At 72.9% G+C, this 17,828-nt stretch carries 17 protein-coding genes; 8 read left to right on the top strand and 9 right to left on the bottom strand.

Translation table 11 applies throughout. From position 1 onward, the window contains the following. From ABIA38_RS06280 to ABIA38_RS06265, 4 genes are all read right to left on the bottom strand, one after another. Nucleotides 1–1,731: a helix-turn-helix domain-containing protein gene (locus ABIA38_RS06280; RefSeq protein ID WP_424637420.1), complete on the bottom strand. Its 1,731-nt coding sequence runs from the start codon at nt 1,729–1,731 to the stop codon at nt 1–3. Nucleotides 1,732–1,962: 231 nt separating this feature from the next. Beyond that, entirely contained in the window at nt 1,963–3,090 is a 1,128-nt protein-coding gene (locus ABIA38_RS06275; RefSeq protein ID WP_424637419.1) for a uroporphyrinogen-III synthase, read from the bottom strand. 115 nt (nt 3,091–3,205) lie between these two features. Next, nucleotides 3,206–4,513 carry an MFS transporter gene (locus tag ABIA38_RS06270; protein ID WP_424637418.1) on the bottom strand — a complete coding sequence of 436 codons (1,308 nt, stop codon included), beginning with the start codon at nt 4,511–4,513 and terminating at the stop codon, nt 3,206–3,208. Beyond that, nucleotides 4,510–5,091: an ArsR/SmtB family transcription factor gene (locus ABIA38_RS06265; protein WP_424637417.1), complete on the bottom strand. Its 582-nt coding sequence runs from the start codon at nt 5,089–5,091 to the stop codon at nt 4,510–4,512. The genes ABIA38_RS06270 and ABIA38_RS06265 overlap by 4 nt, the downstream gene beginning before the upstream one ends. Nucleotides 5,092–5,287: 196 nt before the next feature. On the opposite strand from ABIA38_RS06265, the gene ABIA38_RS06260 reads away from it, so the two are divergent. Together ABIA38_RS06260 and ABIA38_RS06255 are read left to right on the top strand one after the other, a co-directional pair. Then, on the top strand, nt 5,288–7,015 hold the full coding sequence (locus ABIA38_RS06260) for an FAD-dependent oxidoreductase (RefSeq protein ID WP_424637416.1): 1,728 nt from the start codon (nt 5,288–5,290) through the stop codon (nt 7,013–7,015). Further along, nucleotides 7,012–8,433, top strand: a complete 1,422-nt coding sequence (locus ABIA38_RS06255) for an ATP-binding protein (RefSeq protein ID WP_424637415.1) — start codon at nt 7,012–7,014, stop codon at nt 8,431–8,433. Before ABIA38_RS06260 ends, ABIA38_RS06255 begins: the two co-directional genes overlap by 4 nt. Before the next feature lie 48 nt (nt 8,434–8,481). Here ABIA38_RS06255 and ABIA38_RS06250 read toward each other — a convergent pair whose 3' ends face one another. Further along, on the bottom strand, nt 8,482–8,799 hold the full coding sequence (locus ABIA38_RS06250) for a type II toxin-antitoxin system PemK/MazF family toxin (RefSeq protein WP_424637414.1): 318 nt from the start codon (nt 8,797–8,799) through the stop codon (nt 8,482–8,484). 302 nt (nt 8,800–9,101) lie between these two features. On the opposite strand from ABIA38_RS06250, the gene ABIA38_RS06245 reads away from it, so the two are divergent. The 3 genes from ABIA38_RS06245 (at nt 9,102) to ABIA38_RS06235 (ending at nt 11,590) form a co-directional block, all read left to right on the top strand. Continuing rightward, complete coding sequence (locus tag ABIA38_RS06245) at nt 9,102–10,325, top strand: sensor histidine kinase (RefSeq protein WP_424637413.1); 1,224 nt, start codon at nt 9,102–9,104, stop codon at nt 10,323–10,325. After that, the gene (locus ABIA38_RS06240; protein ID WP_424637412.1) at nt 10,322–10,996 is read left to right on the top strand and encodes a response regulator; all 675 of its coding nucleotides are present in this window, start codon (nt 10,322–10,324) and stop codon (nt 10,994–10,996) included. Before ABIA38_RS06245 ends, ABIA38_RS06240 begins: the two co-directional genes overlap by 4 nt. Nucleotides 10,997–11,167: 171 nt before the next feature. Further along, entirely contained in the window at nt 11,168–11,590 is a 423-nt protein-coding gene (locus ABIA38_RS06235; protein ID WP_424637411.1) for a hypothetical protein, read from the top strand. 93 nt (nt 11,591–11,683) lie between these two features. Here the strand turns inward: ABIA38_RS06235 and ABIA38_RS06230 are convergent, their stop codons facing one another. After that, nucleotides 11,684–12,571, bottom strand: a complete 888-nt coding sequence (locus tag ABIA38_RS06230; protein ID WP_424637410.1) for a TIGR03854 family LLM class F420-dependent oxidoreductase — start codon at nt 12,569–12,571, stop codon at nt 11,684–11,686. A 31-nt stretch (nt 12,572–12,602) separates the two neighbouring features. Beyond that, a complete protein-coding gene (locus tag ABIA38_RS06225; RefSeq protein ID WP_424637409.1) occupies nt 12,603–13,514 on the bottom strand; it encodes a helix-turn-helix domain-containing protein in 912 nt (303 codons plus the stop codon). A gap of 162 nt (nt 13,515–13,676) precedes the next feature. Between ABIA38_RS06225 and ABIA38_RS06220 the strand changes: the two genes are divergently transcribed. Further along, the gene (locus tag ABIA38_RS06220; RefSeq protein ID WP_424637408.1) at nt 13,677–14,909 is read left to right on the top strand and encodes a cytochrome P450; all 1,233 of its coding nucleotides are present in this window, start codon (nt 13,677–13,679) and stop codon (nt 14,907–14,909) included. A gap of 16 nt (nt 14,910–14,925) precedes the next feature. On the opposite strand, the gene ABIA38_RS06215 is transcribed toward ABIA38_RS06220, so the two are convergent. Next, a complete protein-coding gene (locus tag ABIA38_RS06215; RefSeq protein ID WP_424637407.1) occupies nt 14,926–15,483 on the bottom strand; it encodes a hypothetical protein in 558 nt (185 codons plus the stop codon). Nucleotides 15,484–15,765: 282 nt separating this feature from the next. On the opposite strand from ABIA38_RS06215, the gene ABIA38_RS06210 reads away from it, so the two are divergent. Next, nucleotides 15,766–16,323, top strand: a complete 558-nt coding sequence (locus ABIA38_RS06210; protein WP_424637406.1) for a DUF6817 domain-containing protein — start codon at nt 15,766–15,768, stop codon at nt 16,321–16,323. A gap of 5 nt (nt 16,324–16,328) precedes the next feature. Here the strand turns inward: ABIA38_RS06210 and ABIA38_RS06205 are convergent, their stop codons facing one another. Beyond that, nucleotides 16,329–16,838, bottom strand: a complete 510-nt coding sequence (locus ABIA38_RS06205; protein ID WP_424637405.1) for a VOC family protein — start codon at nt 16,836–16,838, stop codon at nt 16,329–16,331. 114 nt (nt 16,839–16,952) lie between these two features. Here ABIA38_RS06205 and ABIA38_RS06200 point away from each other — a divergent pair, with 114 nt between their 5' ends. After that, nucleotides 16,953–17,822, top strand: coding sequence for a helix-turn-helix domain-containing protein (locus tag ABIA38_RS06200; RefSeq protein ID WP_424637404.1), 870 nt, complete (start codon nt 16,953–16,955; stop codon nt 17,820–17,822). Nucleotides 17,823–17,828 lie beyond the last annotated feature (6 nt).

Genomic DNA, 17,828 nt, shown 5'->3' with positions numbered 1-17,828 from the left:
TCAGCCGCTCGGGTCCGTCTCCAGGGCCAGCAGCAGATCCACCCGATCCCGCGCCGAGAACAGATCACGGCCGGTCAGATCCCGGACCCGGCCCATCCGTTGGTGCAGCGCGCTGACATGTACGCCGAGCATCCCGGCACAGCGCTGCCAGGCCCCGTTGGCGGCCAGGAAAGCGGCGAGGGTGCCGACCAGGTCGGTGCCGTGTTCGGCGTCGTAGGCGCGTAGACCGCCCAGGACGCGGTCGGCGAACGCGGCGCGGACGGGCGCGGGTACGGCGGTCAACAGCGCCGGGTAGGCGTCGATCTCCGGGCTCTCGGCCACCGTGAGCCGGCCGGGGCGCGTCCATGCGAGGTCCCGCGCGCCCCTGGCCTCGGCCAATGCCGTCACCCACGTGGGGGACGTGCCCGCGATGCCGATCGCTACCCGCTCCGGGCCCAGCAGTTGCTCCCACCAGCGGGCGGTCCGCGCCAGCGCCTCGGCGATCCGCGCCGCGGCGCCTGCGCCCGAGCCGCCGGCGCCCAGGACGACCACCTCGGCCTTGCCGCACGCCACCACCCAGCGGGCCGCCGGCTCCGCCGCCAACGTCTGCTCGATCAGGTCCACGACCAGCCGCTCGGTCCACGCGTCCGCCCCGTCGCCCGCCGCACAGATCACGATCGGCGCGGCGTCCGGTCCGATGCCGGCCGCGCCGAGCCGGGCCCGGATCGCCGCCGGCGCCGCGTCCGCCTCGATCAGCTCGACCAACTCCCACGCGTGGGCCCGCTGTACGGCCGACCGCTCGGCGTGTCGGGCGCCGCCGAGCAGCAGGAGATCCGCGCACTGCGCCAATGCCCGGTCGGCTCGCCGATCCCCGCCACAGACCAGGTAGCCCGCGAAGGCCGCTCCCCGCCCCAGCGCGAACACGGTGTCCCCACCGATCAACGCCGGCAACCGCTCGGCGGCAAGCGCGTCCCGCGCGAGGCGCACGCAATCGGGTACCGGCCGGATCGTTCGCGTCGCATCGCCCGAACTCGGCTTCGAACCGGGCCCGTTTGTTCCGCCGGGCGCCGGGTGTCGCGGGTCCGCCTCGGCGGGCGCCGTGCGCGTTCCGCGATCCGTGTCGTGCCCCGGACCCGGGCGATGTGCCTCGGCCGCCGACGCGTCCGCCGGGTTCGCGGCCGCGAGTACGCCCCCGGCGGGGGTGATCACCCGGCACCGGGTGCCCAGTTCGTGGGCCAGGAGGTCGAGCAGGGCCTGGGTGTCCGCGCCCTCGGCCAAGGCGGCGATCAGGCGGCGTTGGCGGGTCGGCAGGTGTCCGGTGGCCGGTTCGTGTTCGGTGGCGATGCGGCCTGCGATCACCTCGGTGATTCGGATGGGTGAGACCGAGGGCGGGGCCAGGAGGAGCGGGAGGCCGGCTCGGGTGCATGCGTCGACCAGGGCGTAGGGCACGGCGTCCGGGACCGGGTCGGGGGTGGTGGGCGCGGCCTCGGGCGGTCTTGGTGCGCTGCGTATTCGCGGGGGCGTCTCGACCGCCCGGGGCGCGATCACCAGGGCCGTCGCGCCGCCCGCCGTGAGGGAGCGGACGAAGTTCGCGCCATCCGGGCCGGCTTCGTTCGGGTCGCCGGTGGCCACCACGAGTTCGCCGCCGGTCAGGGCCCCGTCCGGGTCGATCGGATCGGCCGCGACCACCCGGCATACCTCGCGGCCGAGCCCCTCCGTGCCCGCCAGCAGGGCCAGGCGCAGCTCGGGCATGCCCAACAAATCCTCGACCCGCACCGCCGTGCCCCCAAGCCGTTGCCCATCAACGTCCGATGATCGTATGAATACGGAGCGGCGCGGAGACGACGCTTCCGCCGGAACGACCATCGCACAGCCGGGCGGCACGGACCCCGCCGACCACCGAAGCCGCCTGGAAGCCGCCGCGCATCGGCGGATCCGACGGCGGCGCGGAGACGACCCCGCTCGGGTCCGGCGGTGCGTGCTTCAGGTGCTCACGGCCAACCGATATCCGCGCTTGGTGACGGTCTTGACCAGGCCCCGGTGCGGTCCCAGGGCGCTGCGCAGTCGGGCCACCGCGGCCTCGACCGCGTGTTCGTCGGCGGCGGTGCCGGGCCAGACCCGGCGCAGCAGTTCGGCGCGGCTCAGCACCCACCCGGGCTTCTCGGCCAGCGCGCGCAATACCGCGGCCGGCACCGGGGGCAGCGCGATCACCCCGCCGTGCACCAGTACCGCGTTGCCCTGGAGCACCAGCCGGTCGGTACCGGTGTGCAACTCCCGCCGCACCCGCGCCGGCAGCGTCTCGGCGACCATCCGCACCAGCGAGCCCAGTCGCCCGTGCGCCGGCCAGACCGCCGGCACACCCTCGTCGAGCAGCGGCTTCGCGCAGGCCGCGCCGAGGCACACCGGCAGCACCTCGGCGCGCAACGCGGCCAGTACCGGCTCGCGTCGGTCCGACTCGGCCGCGAGCGCCAGGAACGCGCCGACCGCCGGCGCGCTGGTGAAGGTGAGCGCGTGCATCTCGCGCCGGACCACCTGTTCGATCAGCCGGCGGACGGCGGCCGGATCCTCCGGCGGGCCCCACCGATACACCGGCAACTCGAGGACCTCGGCGCCGCGTTCGCGCAGCGCGGCGGCGAAGCCCGGCAGGGGTGCGCCGTGTTGCTGGACCGCGATCCGGCGTCCGCGCAGATCGTGGGTCGACAACCAGTGCAACAACTCGTCGTCGGCCGCCGAATCCGGCGAGTACCGCTCCCGCAGGCCGGTCGCCCGGACCGCGTCGGCCGCCTCGGGCCCCCGGCCGAGCACCGTCGCCGCCGCGCACGCGCGCCGTACCGCCGCGGAATGTCCCCACGCCTCGGCCGCGGTCAGCCAACCGCGCCACCCCGCGCCGGTGGTGGCCACCACGTAGTCGAGCGGTTCGACCAGGCAGCGCTCCGTGGCCCGGCGCAGGACCGGGTCCTCGCGCAGCGGCACGATGCTCATCGTCGGCGCGCCCACGACCTTCGCCCCCCGCTCCACGAGCAGGGCGACGAGTTCGTCCCGCCGGCGGACGGCGGTGACCCCGACGGTGAGCCCGACGAGCGGTGCGAAGGTGCCGGTACGAGTAGCCATGTGGCGAGGTTGACGGGTCGGCGTTACGCCCGTGTTGCCGTCCGATCACCTGCCGGTAAGGCGCGAGGATTCGGTCGGCGGCGGGGGAGCTCGGCGGGCCCTCGGGGAGAGCCGGTCATCGGCGCGGCACCGCGCTCGGGGTCGGCGCCGCCTCGACCCCGGTCTCGACCACGTCCTGCGCCGTGGGCGCGGTCGGCAGGTCGCGGCAGTGGCGGATGGGGGACAGGAGCAGGAGGAGCGTGGAGGCCGGGATGATGGCGGCCATCACCCACAGGGTGGGGCGTACCCCGATCGTGGACCCCAGGGTGCCGGCCAGGACCGCGCCGAGCGGGATGGTGCCGTAGTTGACGAACTGTGAGCTCGCCGTGATCCGGCCGAGCAACCGCGGTGGGCAGTACTGCTGTTGGAAGCTCGCCTTGATCACATTGGACGCCACCACCCCCGCCGACATGGCGAACGAGCCGAGCACGAACAGGATCAGGCCCGCGCCGCCGGTGGTCAGTGGGATCAGCAGCACGAAGAGCGTCACGCCGGGCTCGAAGACCAGGAACGCCCGCGCCGTGCCGATTCGGGCGGAGACCCGCCGGGAGACGAACGCGCCCGCCACCCCGCCCAGCGCGCCGGCCGCGATCAGGCTGCCGACCACGCCCTTGCCCACTCCGATCTCGCGGACCAGGAGGACGAGTTGCATCGATTGCAGGCCGATCAGCCCGAGATTGGCCGTGCCGCCGAACAGCGCGAACGCGCGCAACCATGGGTCCCGGGCGACCAGTCGGAGACCTTCGTTGATCTCGCCGATCAGCGAACGCTCGGCGTGGCGTTCGGGGTCGGCCCTGGCCGCCGGCTCCCGGTGGCGGATGCCGAGCAGGCACAGGAACGAGCTCAGGAAGGTGCCCGCGTTGACGAACATGCCGTTCACCGCGCCGGCGACCTGCGCGATCAGGCCGCCCGCGCCGACCCCGGCGATCTGCGCGGCGGACGCGCTGCCGTGCAGCTTGCTGTTGCCCTCGGCCCGGTCGGCGGGGGCCACCAGGCTCGGCAGGTAGGCGGTGTACGCGGTCTGGAAGAACACCGCGGACACCCCGGTGGCCAGGGTGATCGCCAGGAGCAGGCCGATGCTGAGCAGGCCCGCCCAGTGCGCCAGCGGTACCGCCAGGAACAGTACGCACGAGGACCCGGCGGCGGCGAGCATGATCGGGCGGCGGGCTATTCGGTCCACCCATACGCCGACCGGCAAGCCGATCAGCAGCCACGGCAACCAGGCCGCCGCGCCGAGCAGGCCGATCTCGAAGGTGCTCGCGTCCAGCGTCGAGATGGCGATCAGCGGCATCGCCACGCCGGTGACCGACGCGCCGAACTTGCCCGCCGTCTCGCCGCACCACAACAGTCGGAAGTCGCGATGCCGGCGCAGCAGGCCGCTCACGGCGAATCCTCTTCCGGTCGGCGCGGGAAGGACTGGAACTGGAGCACGATGGTGGCCGAGCCCGGTTCCTCGGGCAGTTGCTCGTACTCGCGGATCAGGTCCAGCACGCGGGTGTTGAGCTCGGCCAGTTGCCCGGCGGTCAGCCGAATGCCGCTCCAGTCGGCGACGTTGCGGGCGCGTACCCACTCGGGGCCCATCGTGTCGGCGTCGGCGAACGATTCGACCACGCGCGCGGCCTGCTGCCGCCACGACTCGGTCAGGTAGACGTCCAGCGCGCCGCGCGATTGCGGGTCCGCGCGGAACTCGGCGGTGTGCAGGGCGCGCGGCTTGACCACCGCCCGCCACCACCGCTCGCGCTTGGTACCGCGCTCGGGCACGTCCTCGATGAAGGCGTGCTCGGCGAGGTGGCGCAGATGCCAGCTCACCGTCCCGGTGCTCTCGCCGACCCGGGCGGCGAGATGGGTGGCGGTCGCCGGTCCGTCGAGTTTGAGCAGTTCGAGCAGTTGCATGCGTAGCGGGTGGGCCAGGGCACGCAGGCCCCGGGCGTCTATCTGCCGCGGGGCGGGGTCGTCGGTCATGGGTCGACTGTAATAGACAGAGACTTCTCTGCAAAGAACTCTCTGCAAAGAATCCTCTGCATGTCGCGGCCGCGATCTCCACGATCTCCGCGCGGGGCGACCGGATAACGTGGCGGACGTGCTGTCCGGTGCGTGGTCGAGGCCGGTTTCGGGCAGTCGTCCCCTTTTGTTGGCCCAACCCTGCGTGAGGAAATCCGTGGACAAGCCCGTCCTGCTCACCGTCGACGACGATCCGGCCGTGTCCCGCGCCGTGGCCCGTGACCTGCGGCGGCAGTACGGCGACCGGCACCGCATCGTGCGCGCCGAATCCGGCGCCCAGGCGCTGGAGGCGCTGGCCGAGCTGCACGAGCGGGGCGAGCAGGTCGCGGTGCTGATCGCCGACCAGCGGATGCCGCAGATGGACGGCGTCGCGTTCCTGGAACAGGCCGCGCACCTGTACCCGCGCGCGAAACGGGTGCTGCTGACCGCCTACGCGGACACCGGCGCGGCGATCCGGGCGATCAACGACGTGGACATCGACCACTACCTGCTCAAGCCCTGGGATCCACCGGAGGAACGGCTCTACCCGGTCCTGGACTCGCTGATCACCGCGTGGGAGACCGCGCCGGTGCCGGACGAGAGCTGGGCCACGGTGATCGGCGCGCGCTTTTCCGCGCCCTCCTTCGAACTGCGCGACTTCCTGGCCAACAACGGCGTGCCCTACCGCTGGTACGACGTGACCCAGGCGGAGGCGCGCCGGCTGCTGCGCGAGACCGGGACCACCGAGGCGGACGTGCCCGTGGTGATCGCGCCGGACTCGACCGTGCTCAAGGCCCCGTCCAAGGGCGAACTGGCCGAGTACGTCGGGCTGTCGGTGACCGCGTCGGACGACCTGTACGACGTGGTGATCGTCGGCGGCGGCCCGGCCGGGCTCGGCGCGGCGGTGTACGCGGCCAGCGAGGGGCTGCGCACGCTGCTCGTCGAGCGGCAGGCCACCGGCGGGCAGGCCGGGCAGAGTTCGCGGATCGAGAACTACCTCGGCTTCCCGGACGGCATCTCCGGCTCGCAGTTCATCGGCCGGGCCCGCCGCCAGGCGCTCAAGTTCGGCGCGGAGATGGTCAGTACGCGCGATGTGACCGGCCTGGGCGTGGACGGCGACGTGCGGACCGTCTCCTGCGACGGCGACATCGTCGCCCGGGGACACGCGGTGGTGCTCGCCACCGGGGTGTCCTACCGCACCCTGGACGCACCGGGCCTGGCCGAACTGACCGACCGGGGCGTCTACTACGGTGCCGCGCTGACCACCGGCCCGGACACCCGCGACCAGGACGTCTACATCGTCGGCGCGGCCAACTCGGCCGGTCAGGCCGCGGTGTTCTTCGCCCGCTACGCCCGCCGGGTGATCATCCTGGTGCGCGGGGCCGGTCTGGAGGCGTCCATGTCGCACTACCTGATCGAGCAGTTGGCCCAGATCCCCAACGTCGAGGTGCGAGTGCGCACCGAGATCACCCGCGCGCACGGCACCGGCCGACTGCGCGAACTCACGCTGCGCGACCGCGACTCCGGCAAGGAGGAGACGGTCCCCGCGTCCTGGCTGTTCGTCTTCATCGGCGCCAGCCCGCGCACCGCGTGGCTGGACGGCAGCGGGGTGCGCCGGGACCGGGACGGCTACATCCTCACCGGCGGCGAACTGCTCGACGACTGCGACGGCGAACTCGACGGCTGGCAGCGCCCGCCGTTCGTCCAGGAGACGGCCGTACCGGGCGTGTTCGCCGCGGGCGACTCGCGCGCGGCCTCGGTCAAGCGGGTCGCCTCGGCGGTCGGCGAGGGCGCGATGACGGTGATGCTCGTGCACCGCTACCTGGACACCCTGGACACCCGGACCCCGGCGGACACCGCGACGCCGACGGACACCCGGACCCCGGCGAAGGAGGGCTCACGATGAGTGTCTGCGACGTGTTGCCGCCCGAGGAACTGCGCACGCTCTTCCTGTTCGAAAAGCTCCCCGACGAACACCTGAACTGGCTGTGCGCGCACGGCAGGGTCGTGGCGTTTCCGGCGAACACCACGCTCTACCACGAGGGCGACCCCGGCGAGTGTTTCTTCGTGCTGCTCACCGGCGAGGTCACGATGAACCGCACGGTGCGCGGCGGCGAGTTGGAGGTGCACCGCTCGTCGATGCGCGGCGCCTACGTCGGCGCCGCACTCGCGCTCGACGGCGAGGACGGCGCGAACCCGGCGGTGCACGCGTACGGCAACACCGCGCGTACGCACGTCGACTCGACCTTCTTCGTACTGCCCGCGGCCGAACTCGCGCAGGCCTTCACCGAATGGTTCCCGATGGCCGCGCACCTGGTCGCCGGGATGTTCCTGGGCGCGCGCCGCAACGGCTCGGCGGTGGGCCAGCGGGAACGGATGGTCGCGCTCGGCACGCTCACCGCGGGGCTTACCCACGAGCTGGGCAACCCGGCGGCGGCGGCCGAGCGGGCCGCCGCGAGCCTGCGCACCCGACTCGGCGAACTGCGCTCGGCCCGTACGGAGTTGGCCCGGGCGCAGGCGAGCGCCGAGGCGTTGGCGGCGCTGGACCGGTTGCAGGCCGAGGTGTTGGCGCGGCGCGCCGGCGAGCCGCCCCGGTTGCGCCCGCTGGAGTTCGCCGACCGTACCGACGAAGTGGCCGAGGTCTTCGAGGACTTGGCGCTGCCGGATGCGTACGAGACGGCGCCGTCGTTCGTCAACGTGGGGCTGTACCAGGACTGGGCCCGGGACGCGGGCACCGCGCTCGGCCCGGCCGCGCGGCCCGGGCTGACCTGGCTGGCCGCCAACCTGGAGGGCGAGGCGCTGCTCGACGAGGTCGCCGACGCGCTCGGCCGGATCACCGAACTGCTGGCCGCCGCCGGGCAGTACACCCAGATGGACCGGGCCCCCTACCAGGAGACCGACCTGCGCAAGGGCCTGGACAGCACGGTGGCGATGCTGGCCGGTCCGCTGCGGGACATTCGGGTCGAGCGCGAGTACGCCCCGGATCTGCCGAGGATCCAGGCGTATCCGGCCGAGCTGAACCAGGTGTGGACCAACCTGATCGACAACGCCGCCGACGCGATGGGCGGCAAGGGCACGTTGACCCTGCGGGCGCACGCCGATGCCGCGTCGGTGGTGATCGAGATCGAGGACAGCGGTCCGGGCATCCCGCCGGACCTCCAGGACCGCATCTTCGAGCCGTTCTTCACCACGAAGGCCCTCGGCGAGGGCACCGGGCTCGGGCTCGACATCTCCTACCGGATCATCGTCCAGCGGCACGACGGCACGGTGACGGTGGAGTCGGAGCCGGGGCGCACGACGTTTCGGATCACGCTGCCGAGGTAGCCGGGCGGGAGTTTCCGGCCGCGATCGCGACCGCGGTCGCGGCCGTGCTCACAGGCCCAGGACCGCGCGCAGGGCCACGTCGACCTGCTCCATCTCCTCCGGGGTCACGTCGCCGAGATAGGTGCCCTGTTCGAACCGGCGGTGCCGGGAGGTGTACAGGTCGGGGGCCAGCACCACACCGTTGACCGGTGTGGTGATCCGGACCGTGACCAGCGACTCGCGCCGGTCCCCGATGGTGTCCACGAGTGCGCACAGCGCCGCGCCGGGATGCAGCGCGGCGACGTGGTCGTTCTGCACGATCATGAAGGTGCGTTCGCGGCCGACGGTGGGGATCGTCCACACCTGGCCCCGCTTCAGTGGCCGCACGGCTGTGCCCCCGCCCGAGCCGAGCCGGCGAGGGTCGACCGGCCGTGCCGCGCCGTCCGGGTCGGACGGTCGGGGTCGGGGACGAAGCGGTTGCCGGTAGCCATGGATCAGTCGTACCAGACGCGACGCCACCCGAATCGCCATCGAGGCGCGCGTTCGCCGCCGGCGGAGCGATTCGCGCCGTTAACCGGCTCGTCGCGCGGCCGACACCCCGGGGCCGGCCCGAATCCCTCGCGCGAGCGAGGCGGCGCGGGGCGCACAACCGCGACACTGTCGGTACCCGTCACCCTGGAGTAGGCAGCATGTCCCACCACCTCGCCGAGCACAGCGCCGATCACCATGTCCGAGGTCGGGCCAAACACACCCTCGTGCTGATGCGGCGCACCAATCCGCAACTCGTGGACGTGCTGATCGCACTGTCGGTGTGGTGCTTGGTGTCGCTGCCGTTCCTGGTCGCCTGGAAGTCGCCGTATCGGCTGAGCTTCTTCCTGTTGAGCGGCACCGCGATCCCGCTGATCTGGCGGCGCCGCGCGCCGTTCCTGGTCTCGTCCGTGATCGCGGTGTTCTCGGTGTCCGCCGCGCTGCACCATCGGCCCGGCCAACAGTTCCAGTTCGGCATGACCATCGCGATCTACACGGTCTTCGCGCACGGCCCACGCCGGCAGCGGCTGACCCTGGCGGCACTCGCGCTGCCGATCACGCTGACGGTGGAGTACGCCAAGCATCAGGCGCCGCAGCAGGCCACGTTCGACATCCTGGCGTTGACCGCCGCGGCGGCCTTCGGCCTGGCCACCCGGCATCGCACGGCCTATATCGCCGGGATCGAGGAGCGCACCCGGCGCCTCGAGTACGAACGCGACTTGGAGATCCGCCGGGCCGCCGCCGAGGCGGCCCGCGCCGCCGCACGCGAACGGGCCAGGATCGCCCGGGACATGCACGACATCCTGGCGCACGCGGTGAGCCTGATGACCGTCCAGGCCGAGGCCGGGCCGGTCGTGGTGCGCAGCGATCCGGCCCGCGCCGAGGCCGCGTTCGACGCGATCGCCGACGCGGGACGCGACGCGATGGTGCAACTGCGGCGGATCCTGGGCACGCTCAAGGAGGCCGACGAGACCGGTACCCGGGCGCCGCAGCCCACCGTGGCCAATATCGCCGACCTGGTCGCCGAGGTGGGCCGGACCGATCTGCGGGTGGTCTACGAGAGCGTCGGCGAGCGCCGACCGCTGCGTTCGGACGCCGAGATCGCCGCGTACCGTGTCGTCCAGGAGGCGCTGACCAACACGGTCAGACACGCACACGCCACGACGGCGACGGTGCGGCTCGAATGGGGCGAGGACACGATGAGGATCACCATCACCGACGACGGCCGGGGCGGGCGACCGGGGCCGGGCGGCGGGCACGGGCTGGTCGGCATCCGCGAGCGGGCCACCGCGTGCGGGGGCAGTGTGACCATCGGGCCCCGGGTGACCGGACCCGGGTTCGAGGTCGCGCTGCGCATCCCGCTCGACGCGGTGCGCGCGTCGTGACGCCGATCCGGGTGGTGGTGGCCGACGATCAGGGGCTGGTGCGCAGCGGCTTCGCGATGATCCTCGACGCGCAATCGGACATCTCGGTGGTAGCCGAGGCCGGGGACGGCATCGAGGCGGTCGAGGCGGTCCGCGCACACCGGCCGGACGTACTGCTCCTGGACATCCGGATGCCCAGGATGGACGGCATCGAGGCGGCCCGGGTGGTCTCCGTCGAGGCGCCCGCGTGCCGGATCGTCATGTTGACCACGTTCGACGTGGACGAGTACGTCTACGACGCGCTCTACGCGGGAGCGGCCGGTTTCCTGCTCAAGGACGTGCGCCGGGACGACCTGGTGCACGCGGTGCGCATGGTGGCGAGCGGCGAGGCGCTGCTGGCGCCGTCGGTGACCCGGCGGCTGATCGCGGACTACACGCGTCGGGTGCCGCGTACGGAGCAGCCCACCGAACCCTCCGAGCGGTTGGCCGTGTTGACCGTCCGAGAGCGGGAGACGATGCGCTGTCTGGCGCTCGGGATGTCCAACGCGGAGATCGCCGAGGCCCTGGTGGTCAGCGAACACACGGTGAAGACACACGTCAGCAGCATTCTCGGCAAGCTCGGGCTGCGCGATCGGGTGCACGCGGTGATCTGCGCCTACGAGACCGGCCTGGCCGTCCCCGGGACCACCTGAGGGTTCGCCTCGCTCGCTCGGGTGAGAAGCGCGCGGTTTCTCCCTCCTACAGGGGGAGTACGCGGGTCGGTGGAAACGGTTCGTACAGCCGATGCGGTGCAGGTTCCCGCCGGCCGATCCTGGTGGGGCCCGAGGGACTGTCCCGTCGGGGGTTCGGATCGGGGGCACGCCATGGGCGACGTTTTGCAGCAGCCGACCACAGAGCTCTACCTGCGGTTGAGCGACTGCACGATGCGCGTGGGCCGGGGCTCGCGGGGCCGCCCGGCGCTGGAGGTCTACACCGGATACCGGCTGATCGATGTGGCGGTGGCCGGTGCGATGTTCGGCCCGACGCTGCTGCGCGGCGCGCTGCGCTCCGGCCGCGGCGAGCCGGCCTGGGCGCTGGCGTGGGGCGTGCTGCCGGACGACGGTGTGCCGCCGCAGGTCGAGTTCCGCCGGGGCCGCTTCGTCCTCCAGGCCCCCGCGACGATCTTCGGGGAGCGCTTCTGGGTGGCCACCGTGCCGGGCATCTACCGCTCCCTGACGGTCCGTACCGTCGACGGCGGCATCGACGAGGGCGGCCGACTGACCCGCATGCGCGCACCGCGCCTTTGAGTCGACGCGCGGGGTGCGGGCGGGCCCGGAGCCGGCGGTCGGTCCCCGGGGCCGGGCGAATGGGCTCCCGAGGACCGGACGCGGCAGGATCGTTCAGGTCTGCAGCGGGAGGAGTTCGGCGGCGAACTCGTCGAGGAACTGGGTCCACGAGCGCGGCGGGCCGGCCGGTCGGACCACGAACTTGCTCAGCCCGGCATCCGCGTACCGGGCGATCGACTCCCGCGCGGCGGCCCAGCCGGTCGGCACCAACTCGGCCACGTCCAGATCGGGACGCTGCCGGCGCAACGCCTCGAACCCGTGGCCCGGCGCGTCGTCGAACGCGACCACCAGGCTCATCCCGTAGTGGTCGTCGTCCACGGTACGCCCGGCCTCCGCCGCCGCGGCCTCGATCGTGCGCCGCGCCGCGCCCGCCTCGTCCGGGGTCAGCGCCGCGCCGAGCCAGCCGTCGGCCAGTCGGCCGACCCGGCGCAACGACCGCGGGCCGCTGCCGCCCAGCCACAGGTCCAACGCGCGGGCGGGGCGCGGCCGGACGGTGGCGTGTGCGCAGCCGAAGTACTTGCCCTGGAACGTCACATCGTCGCCTTCGAGCAACAGCCGCACCAGGGTGAGCGTCTCGTCCATCACCTCGCCACGCGGCCCCGGGATCGGGAACAGGGGCCGCTCGCGCGCAGTCGCGTGTTGCACGCCGAACACCGGCAGGATCCGGCCCGGCGCGAGCGCGGCCAGCGTGGCGAGTTCCTTGGCCACGGCGACGGGATTGCGGCCGGGCAACACGGTGACCCCGCTGCCCAGCTTGAGCCGCTCGGTACGTCCGGCCGCGTAGCCGATGCCGACGAGCGGATCGGGCAGATCGCCGCCGATCAGGTCGGGCAACCACAGCGAGTCCACGCCGAGCCGCTCCAGGTACTCGACCAGTTCGCCGAACGAGACGGGGTCGGCGGGGTCGCGCGGCCCGAGGCCGACACCGATGCGCAGTTTCATGGACCCAGCCAAACCCGGATGGCCGGCCCGGTCAAGCAACCGGCCGAGCGGTCGACATACCGGACAGGTGGTCCGCGGCGGCGCGCAACTCGGCGATGTACGCGTGGCGTTCGGTCCAGCCCACGGCGGCGCGCAGCGGGCCGATCTGGAGCTCGTGGGTCGGCCGACCCCGCGCGTCCCGGACCGGTGCGGCCAGATAGCTCAGCGGCAACTCCCGATCCGCGGCCAACTCGGCCTCGGTGTACGGGTGCGCGCTGATCGCGGCCAACTGCTCCCACACCCGGGCGCGCAACCCGACCCGCCCCGGATGCTCGGCCAACAGGCGTACCACGTCCCGGAGTACCGCCAACAGCTCGACCGAGCCCGAACCCGAAGCAGAGCCCGAAGCAGAGCCCGAAGCCGAGTCGGATCGCGGTCGCCATGCGGCCACCCCGTGCGCCCGGATGGTGTCCAGCGTCGCGGCCGACTCGGGCGCGTGCGCCAGCCACGCGGCCCGCTCGGCGGCCGACCGCCAGGCCAACACCGACGCTCCGGCGGGTGGTCGCAGCGGCAACCGGGTGCCCACCTCGATCCCGGCCGGCACCCGACCCGGACCCGGCTCCACCGCCAGGAACACCACCTGATCCACCCCGACCAGGGACAACGCCACCCCGCACCGCACCCGCACGGCCAACGCCGCCAACACCTCGGCCGTACCGGCGGGTACCGGTACGCGCGCCCGCACCGCGTCGGCGACCGCGAGCAGCCCCGCGCCCAGCGTGTACAACCGGTCCGGCCCGCGCAGCACCCAGCCCGGCGCCTCGAGCGCGGCCAGCACGGCGGTCGCGGTGGACCGGTTCAACTCCAGGCGGGCCGCCACCTCCGACACACTCAGCCCGCGCGGCGCGGCGGCGAGCAACTCGACGACGGCCACGACCCGATCGGTGGGCGGTGAAGCGACCACGGAGCACCCCTTGTTCCGGCTCGGCGTCATCCCTAAGGTCAGCGAATATACGTCACCTCGACGACGAATATTCGTCACAGATGTAGGTCTGTGCATCTGTACGTCCGTATGTCCGGACGTCTGTGCGCCTGTTCGTCGCCGAGGCCCGACCCGGGAGTGCGGATGATGACCCGAAAGACGTCGGCGGCAACCACGGACGTGGCCGAACTCGCGCAATTCGACATCGAGGGCCACGACTTCGCCTTCGACGACATCCCGAACCTGCACGAGGTGCTCGCGGCGGCCCGGGCCCGAAAGCCGTACGCGATCGTGCCGTTCCTGGGTACCAAGGCGGTGTTGTTCCTGACCCACGACCTGGTGACCGCCGCGTTCAAGGACGAGGAGTCGTTCCCCGCCTCGGCGATCTACGCGGCCACCACCGAACCCGTACTCGGCCACACCATCCAGTGCATGCGCGGCGCCGAACACCGGATCAACCGGAAGCTCGTGGTGCCCGCCTTCCGTCGCTCGATCGTCACCGACCAGGTCGAGGCGATCCTGGAACCGCTCGCCCACGAACTCGTCGACCGGTTCGAGGCGAACGGGGAGGCCGACCTGGTCACCGAGTTCACCCACGGCTACCCGGTACAGGTGATCACCCGCCTGCTCGGGCTGCCCGTCGACGACGAGGAGCGCTTCCGGCGCTGGGCCGTCGACCTCTTCCACTTCCCGATGGCGCCGGACGCCGCCGAGCGCGCGTCGCGCGAGTTCACCGAGTACGTGACGCCGATCGTCGCGCGCCGCCGGGTCGACCCCGGCGAGGATCTGCTGTCCACCCTGGCCGGCACCGAGGCCGAGGGCCGCCGGCTCACCGACGAGGAGATCCTGTCCTTCCTGCGCCTGCTCTTCCCGGCCGGCGCCGACACCACCTACCTCGGCCTGGGCAACGCCCTGTACGCCCTGCTCACCCACCCCGAGCAACTGGCCCGGGTGCTCGCCGACCCGGACGAGGAACTGCAATGGGCGGTCGAGGAGTCGCTGCGCTGGGAGCCGCCGGTGGGCCTGCTGCCCAGGATGTGCCCCGCGCCGGTGCAAAATTGGCAGGGCCTGGGGCTGGACATCCCGGCGGAGACCCCGCTGATCTTCGCGATCACCGCGGCCAACCGGGACCCGGCGCACTACCCCGACCCCGACGTGTTCGACCTCGGCCGGCGGGTCCGGCCGACGCTCGCCTTCGGCGACGGACCGCACGTCTGCCTGGGCACCTGGCTGGCCGTCGCGGAGATCCGGGCCGCGCTCAAGGTGCTGTTGGTCAGGCTGCCGGCACTGCGCCTGGCCGAGCCGACGCGCGTACGGGGGCTGCTCGGTACGGCGCTGCGCGGACCGGAGTCGTTGCGGGTGCGGTTCGGGGGGTGAGCGGGCCCGCCCGCCGCTACGGCGTCCGCGCGTCGAGCGGCGTGACACTCTGCAGGAGGCCCCAGACGAACTCCGCACGGTAGTCGGCCGCGCCCTCGGTGAGCAGGCTCGCCCACCTGCTGGGCGCGGACCCCTCCACGTGCCGCAACCGCGGGAACGCCCGCGCGACGTCCGCGATCACGAACTCCCACGGGCGCAGTTCGGCCACCGTCTCGACCGGCGGCGCGGTGGTGGGGTCGGCGCGGACCAACCACTCCTGCCAGATCCGGCGGTCGGGGCCGGTGAGGATCTCGAAGCGCAGATCCGGCCACAGCGGCAACTCCCACCACTGCGCCTCGGCCCGCAGATCGCCGATATCGCGCGGCGCCCGGCCGGTCGGTTCGCCCAACGCGGCGCGGTAGGCGCGTTCCAGGCCGCCGATCGCCCGGCTGCGGACCATCCGTTGCCACTGTGCGTTGACCTCGCGCATCCGGGTCCGATCGCACTTCAGCTCGCGTACCGCGTCCGCGACCAGGTCGGGCTGGTAGTCGGCCATGCGGCGCAACAGCACCAGGCAGAAGTCGTCCGGTCCCACGATGTCGATCTCCGTACTCGTTGCTCGTTCGGTCGCCGGTCGCCGGTCGCCGGTCGCCGGTCGCCGTTCGTCAGCCGTCCGGTCGGCCGTTCGTCAGCCGTTCGGTTGCGCCCGGTGACCTCCGACGCTATCCGCAATGCGGCCGGCGCCGTGCTGATTCCTGCCAATGTGTACAGCCGAGCCACTGGGATCTGACGGTCCGTCAGCGCTATCGTGACCCCGAAGTCATCGGGCGGCCACCGGACAGTCGGCGCCGACCCACTACATGGCAAGGGGTGGCACATGATCGTCGACTACATCCGGATGCTCGGCGCGGACCGCATCGAACATCCGGGCGGAACCCTGCTGGCCCACCTGAGCCGGGTCGAAGCCCTGCTCGACACCTGGGGCGCGCGCCCCGAGTTGCGTACGGCCGGCCTGTGTCACGCGTTGTACGGCACGGACGGCTTCGCCCGCGCCCTGCTCCCGCTCGACCGCCGCGCCGAACTGGCCGGCCGGATCGGCGTCGAGGCCGAACGCATCGTGTACTTCTACGCCGGCTGCGACCGCGCCGCGAGCCACCCCACCCTGGTCGACGGCCCGTTCCGGGACCGGTTCACCGGCCGTACGTATCGGCCCACCGAGGCCGAGCGGCGCGACTTCGCCGAGCTCACTGCGGCCAACGAACTCGACATCCTCCGGATCGACCCGCAGGCCCGCGCCCGTTGGGGCGCGGACCTCCACGGCCTGCTGACCGGCTTCCGCCCGCTGCTCAGCGCCGCGGCGTGGGCCGAGTGCGAGCGGTTGGCGGGCGACGTCGATGTCGAAGTCGAGGTCGATGCCGCGGTGGCCAAGCGGTAGTCCCGTCAGCGCCCTTCCGGCGTCGGGCGGTGTTCGACGTACTCCACGATCGTCCCGTCCGGGTGCCGTGCGGTGAGTCCGGACCCGGTCGGAACGTGGCGCAGCGGGTCGGTGATCTCGGCCCCGGCCGCGACCAGTCGCTCCAGGTAGGGCGCCAGTTCGGGGACGAGCAGGGTGCCGGTGGTGGAGCGGAAGCGCTCCACCGTGGCCGCCTCGCCCTCGATCAGCAGGAAGCCACCGACCGCGGCGAGCGCGAGCCCGTACTCACGGAAGGTGAACCACATGTCGCGCTCGACACCCTGGAGGTCCTCGTAGAACTTGGCCGCCGCCTCCAGGCCGCCGGGTTCGACGAAGACGCGGAGGAAGGCGCGCGGCCTGGTGAGCGTCGACGAGTCGTTGTCGCGCCGCCACATGATGTCGGCGGTGGGGTCCGGGTCGGGGTTGGCGTCGGCGCGGGTGTCGATGTCGGTGCCGGCGTCGCCGTCCGGGCCGGCCGTGGTCGGTTCGTTGCTCATGGTGGTCGGTTCCTTCGTACGGGTGGTCGGTGGTACGTGTCCCACCCTCGCGGCGCGGCCCGGGCCCGGCCAGGCTCCGGTTCATACGGTGAGCAGCGGTCATAGGCTGGGCGGATGGCCACCACCGAGGACGAGCAGGGTCGCCGGCACGAGCTGGGCGGGTTCCTGCGCGCGCATCGTGAACTGCTCGCGCCCGAGGAGGTCGGGCTGCCCCGCTCGGCGCGCCGCCGCACGCCGGGCCTGCGCCGCGAGGAGGTCGCCGTGTTGGCCGGGGTCGGGGTGGCCTGGTACACGTGGCTGGAGCAGGGCCGGGTGGACACATCCCGACAGGTGCTCGAATCGGTGTGCCGGGCCCTGCGCCTGGACGCCGACGCACGTCGGTATGTACTCGAACTGGCCGGATTCCATGTGCCGGTGGCTCCGAGTGCGGCGCCGGCCGACCGGCTGCGGGCGCTGGTCGAGGCGTGGCCGACCAGTCCGGCGCTGGTGCTGGACCGGGCGCTGGACGTGTTGGCCTGGAACGACGCGTGGCGGGCGAGCTGGCCCGACCCGGGGGCGGTGCCGACGGAGCGCCGCAATCTGGTGTCGATGCTGCTGACCGACGCGGCGTACGAGGCCAGGTTTCCGGGGCGCCAGGCGGTGGCGCTGGACCTGGTCCGCCACCTGCGGACCCGCCCCGAGGATGCGCGGGTGCTTGCCGTGATGGCCGAACTGCGGGCGGCGCGGCCGGACTTGGCGGCCTGGTGGCGGTGCCGGGCGGTGGGCGTGTTCACGGCTCGCACGGTCGAGGTGCGGGCCGGGGACGGGGAGCGGGTGATGTTGCGGTTCGCGGTCTCGCTCCTGGTGCCGGCGGAGGCGCCCGAGACGACGGTGTTGGTGGGTACGCCGGCCGATCCGGCGACGGTCGCGCACGTGGTGGGGCGCGGGGCGGAACTCGGGTTCGCCGCACGGGAGGTCGGCCGGGTCCGTAGCGTTGACATGTAGTGGTTT

Source organism: Embleya sp. AB8, from assembly GCF_049739465.1.
Classification (GTDB): Bacteria; Actinomycetota; Actinomycetes; order Streptomycetales; family Streptomycetaceae; genus Embleya.
Note: the sequence above shows the minus strand (reverse complement) of the source record. Positions and strands in the feature narration are given on the sequence as shown.

Excerpts from the sequence above, each read along its gene's own strand:
- ABIA38_RS06265 (WP_424637417.1), bottom strand. The coding sequence starts at position 5,091 with ATGACCGACGACCCCGCCCCGCGGCAGATAGACGCCCGGGGCCTGCGT.
- ABIA38_RS06230 (WP_424637410.1), bottom strand. The coding sequence starts at position 12,571 with ATGAAACTGCGCATCGGTGTCGGCCTCGGGCCGCGCGACCCCGCCGAC.
- ABIA38_RS06275 (WP_424637419.1), bottom strand. The coding sequence starts at position 3,090 with ATGGCTACTCGTACCGGCACCTTCGCACCGCTCGTCGGGCTCACCGTC.
- ABIA38_RS06280 (WP_424637420.1), bottom strand. The coding sequence starts at position 1,731 with ATGCCCGAGCTGCGCCTGGCCCTGCTGGCGGGCACGGAGGGGCTCGGC.
- ABIA38_RS06205 (WP_424637405.1), bottom strand. The coding sequence starts at position 16,838 with ATGAGCAACGAACCGACCACGGCCGGCCCGGACGGCGACGCCGGCACC.
- ABIA38_RS06200 (WP_424637404.1), top strand. The coding sequence starts at position 16,953 with ATGGCCACCACCGAGGACGAGCAGGGTCGCCGGCACGAGCTGGGCGGG.
- ABIA38_RS06210 (WP_424637406.1), top strand. The coding sequence starts at position 15,766 with ATGATCGTCGACTACATCCGGATGCTCGGCGCGGACCGCATCGAACAT.
- ABIA38_RS06235 (WP_424637411.1), top strand. The coding sequence starts at position 11,168 with ATGGGCGACGTTTTGCAGCAGCCGACCACAGAGCTCTACCTGCGGTTG.
- ABIA38_RS06255 (WP_424637415.1), top strand. The coding sequence starts at position 7,012 with ATGAGTGTCTGCGACGTGTTGCCGCCCGAGGAACTGCGCACGCTCTTC.
- ABIA38_RS06245 (WP_424637413.1), top strand. The coding sequence starts at position 9,102 with ATGTCCCACCACCTCGCCGAGCACAGCGCCGATCACCATGTCCGAGGT.
- ABIA38_RS06220 (WP_424637408.1), top strand. The coding sequence starts at position 13,677 with ATGATGACCCGAAAGACGTCGGCGGCAACCACGGACGTGGCCGAACTC.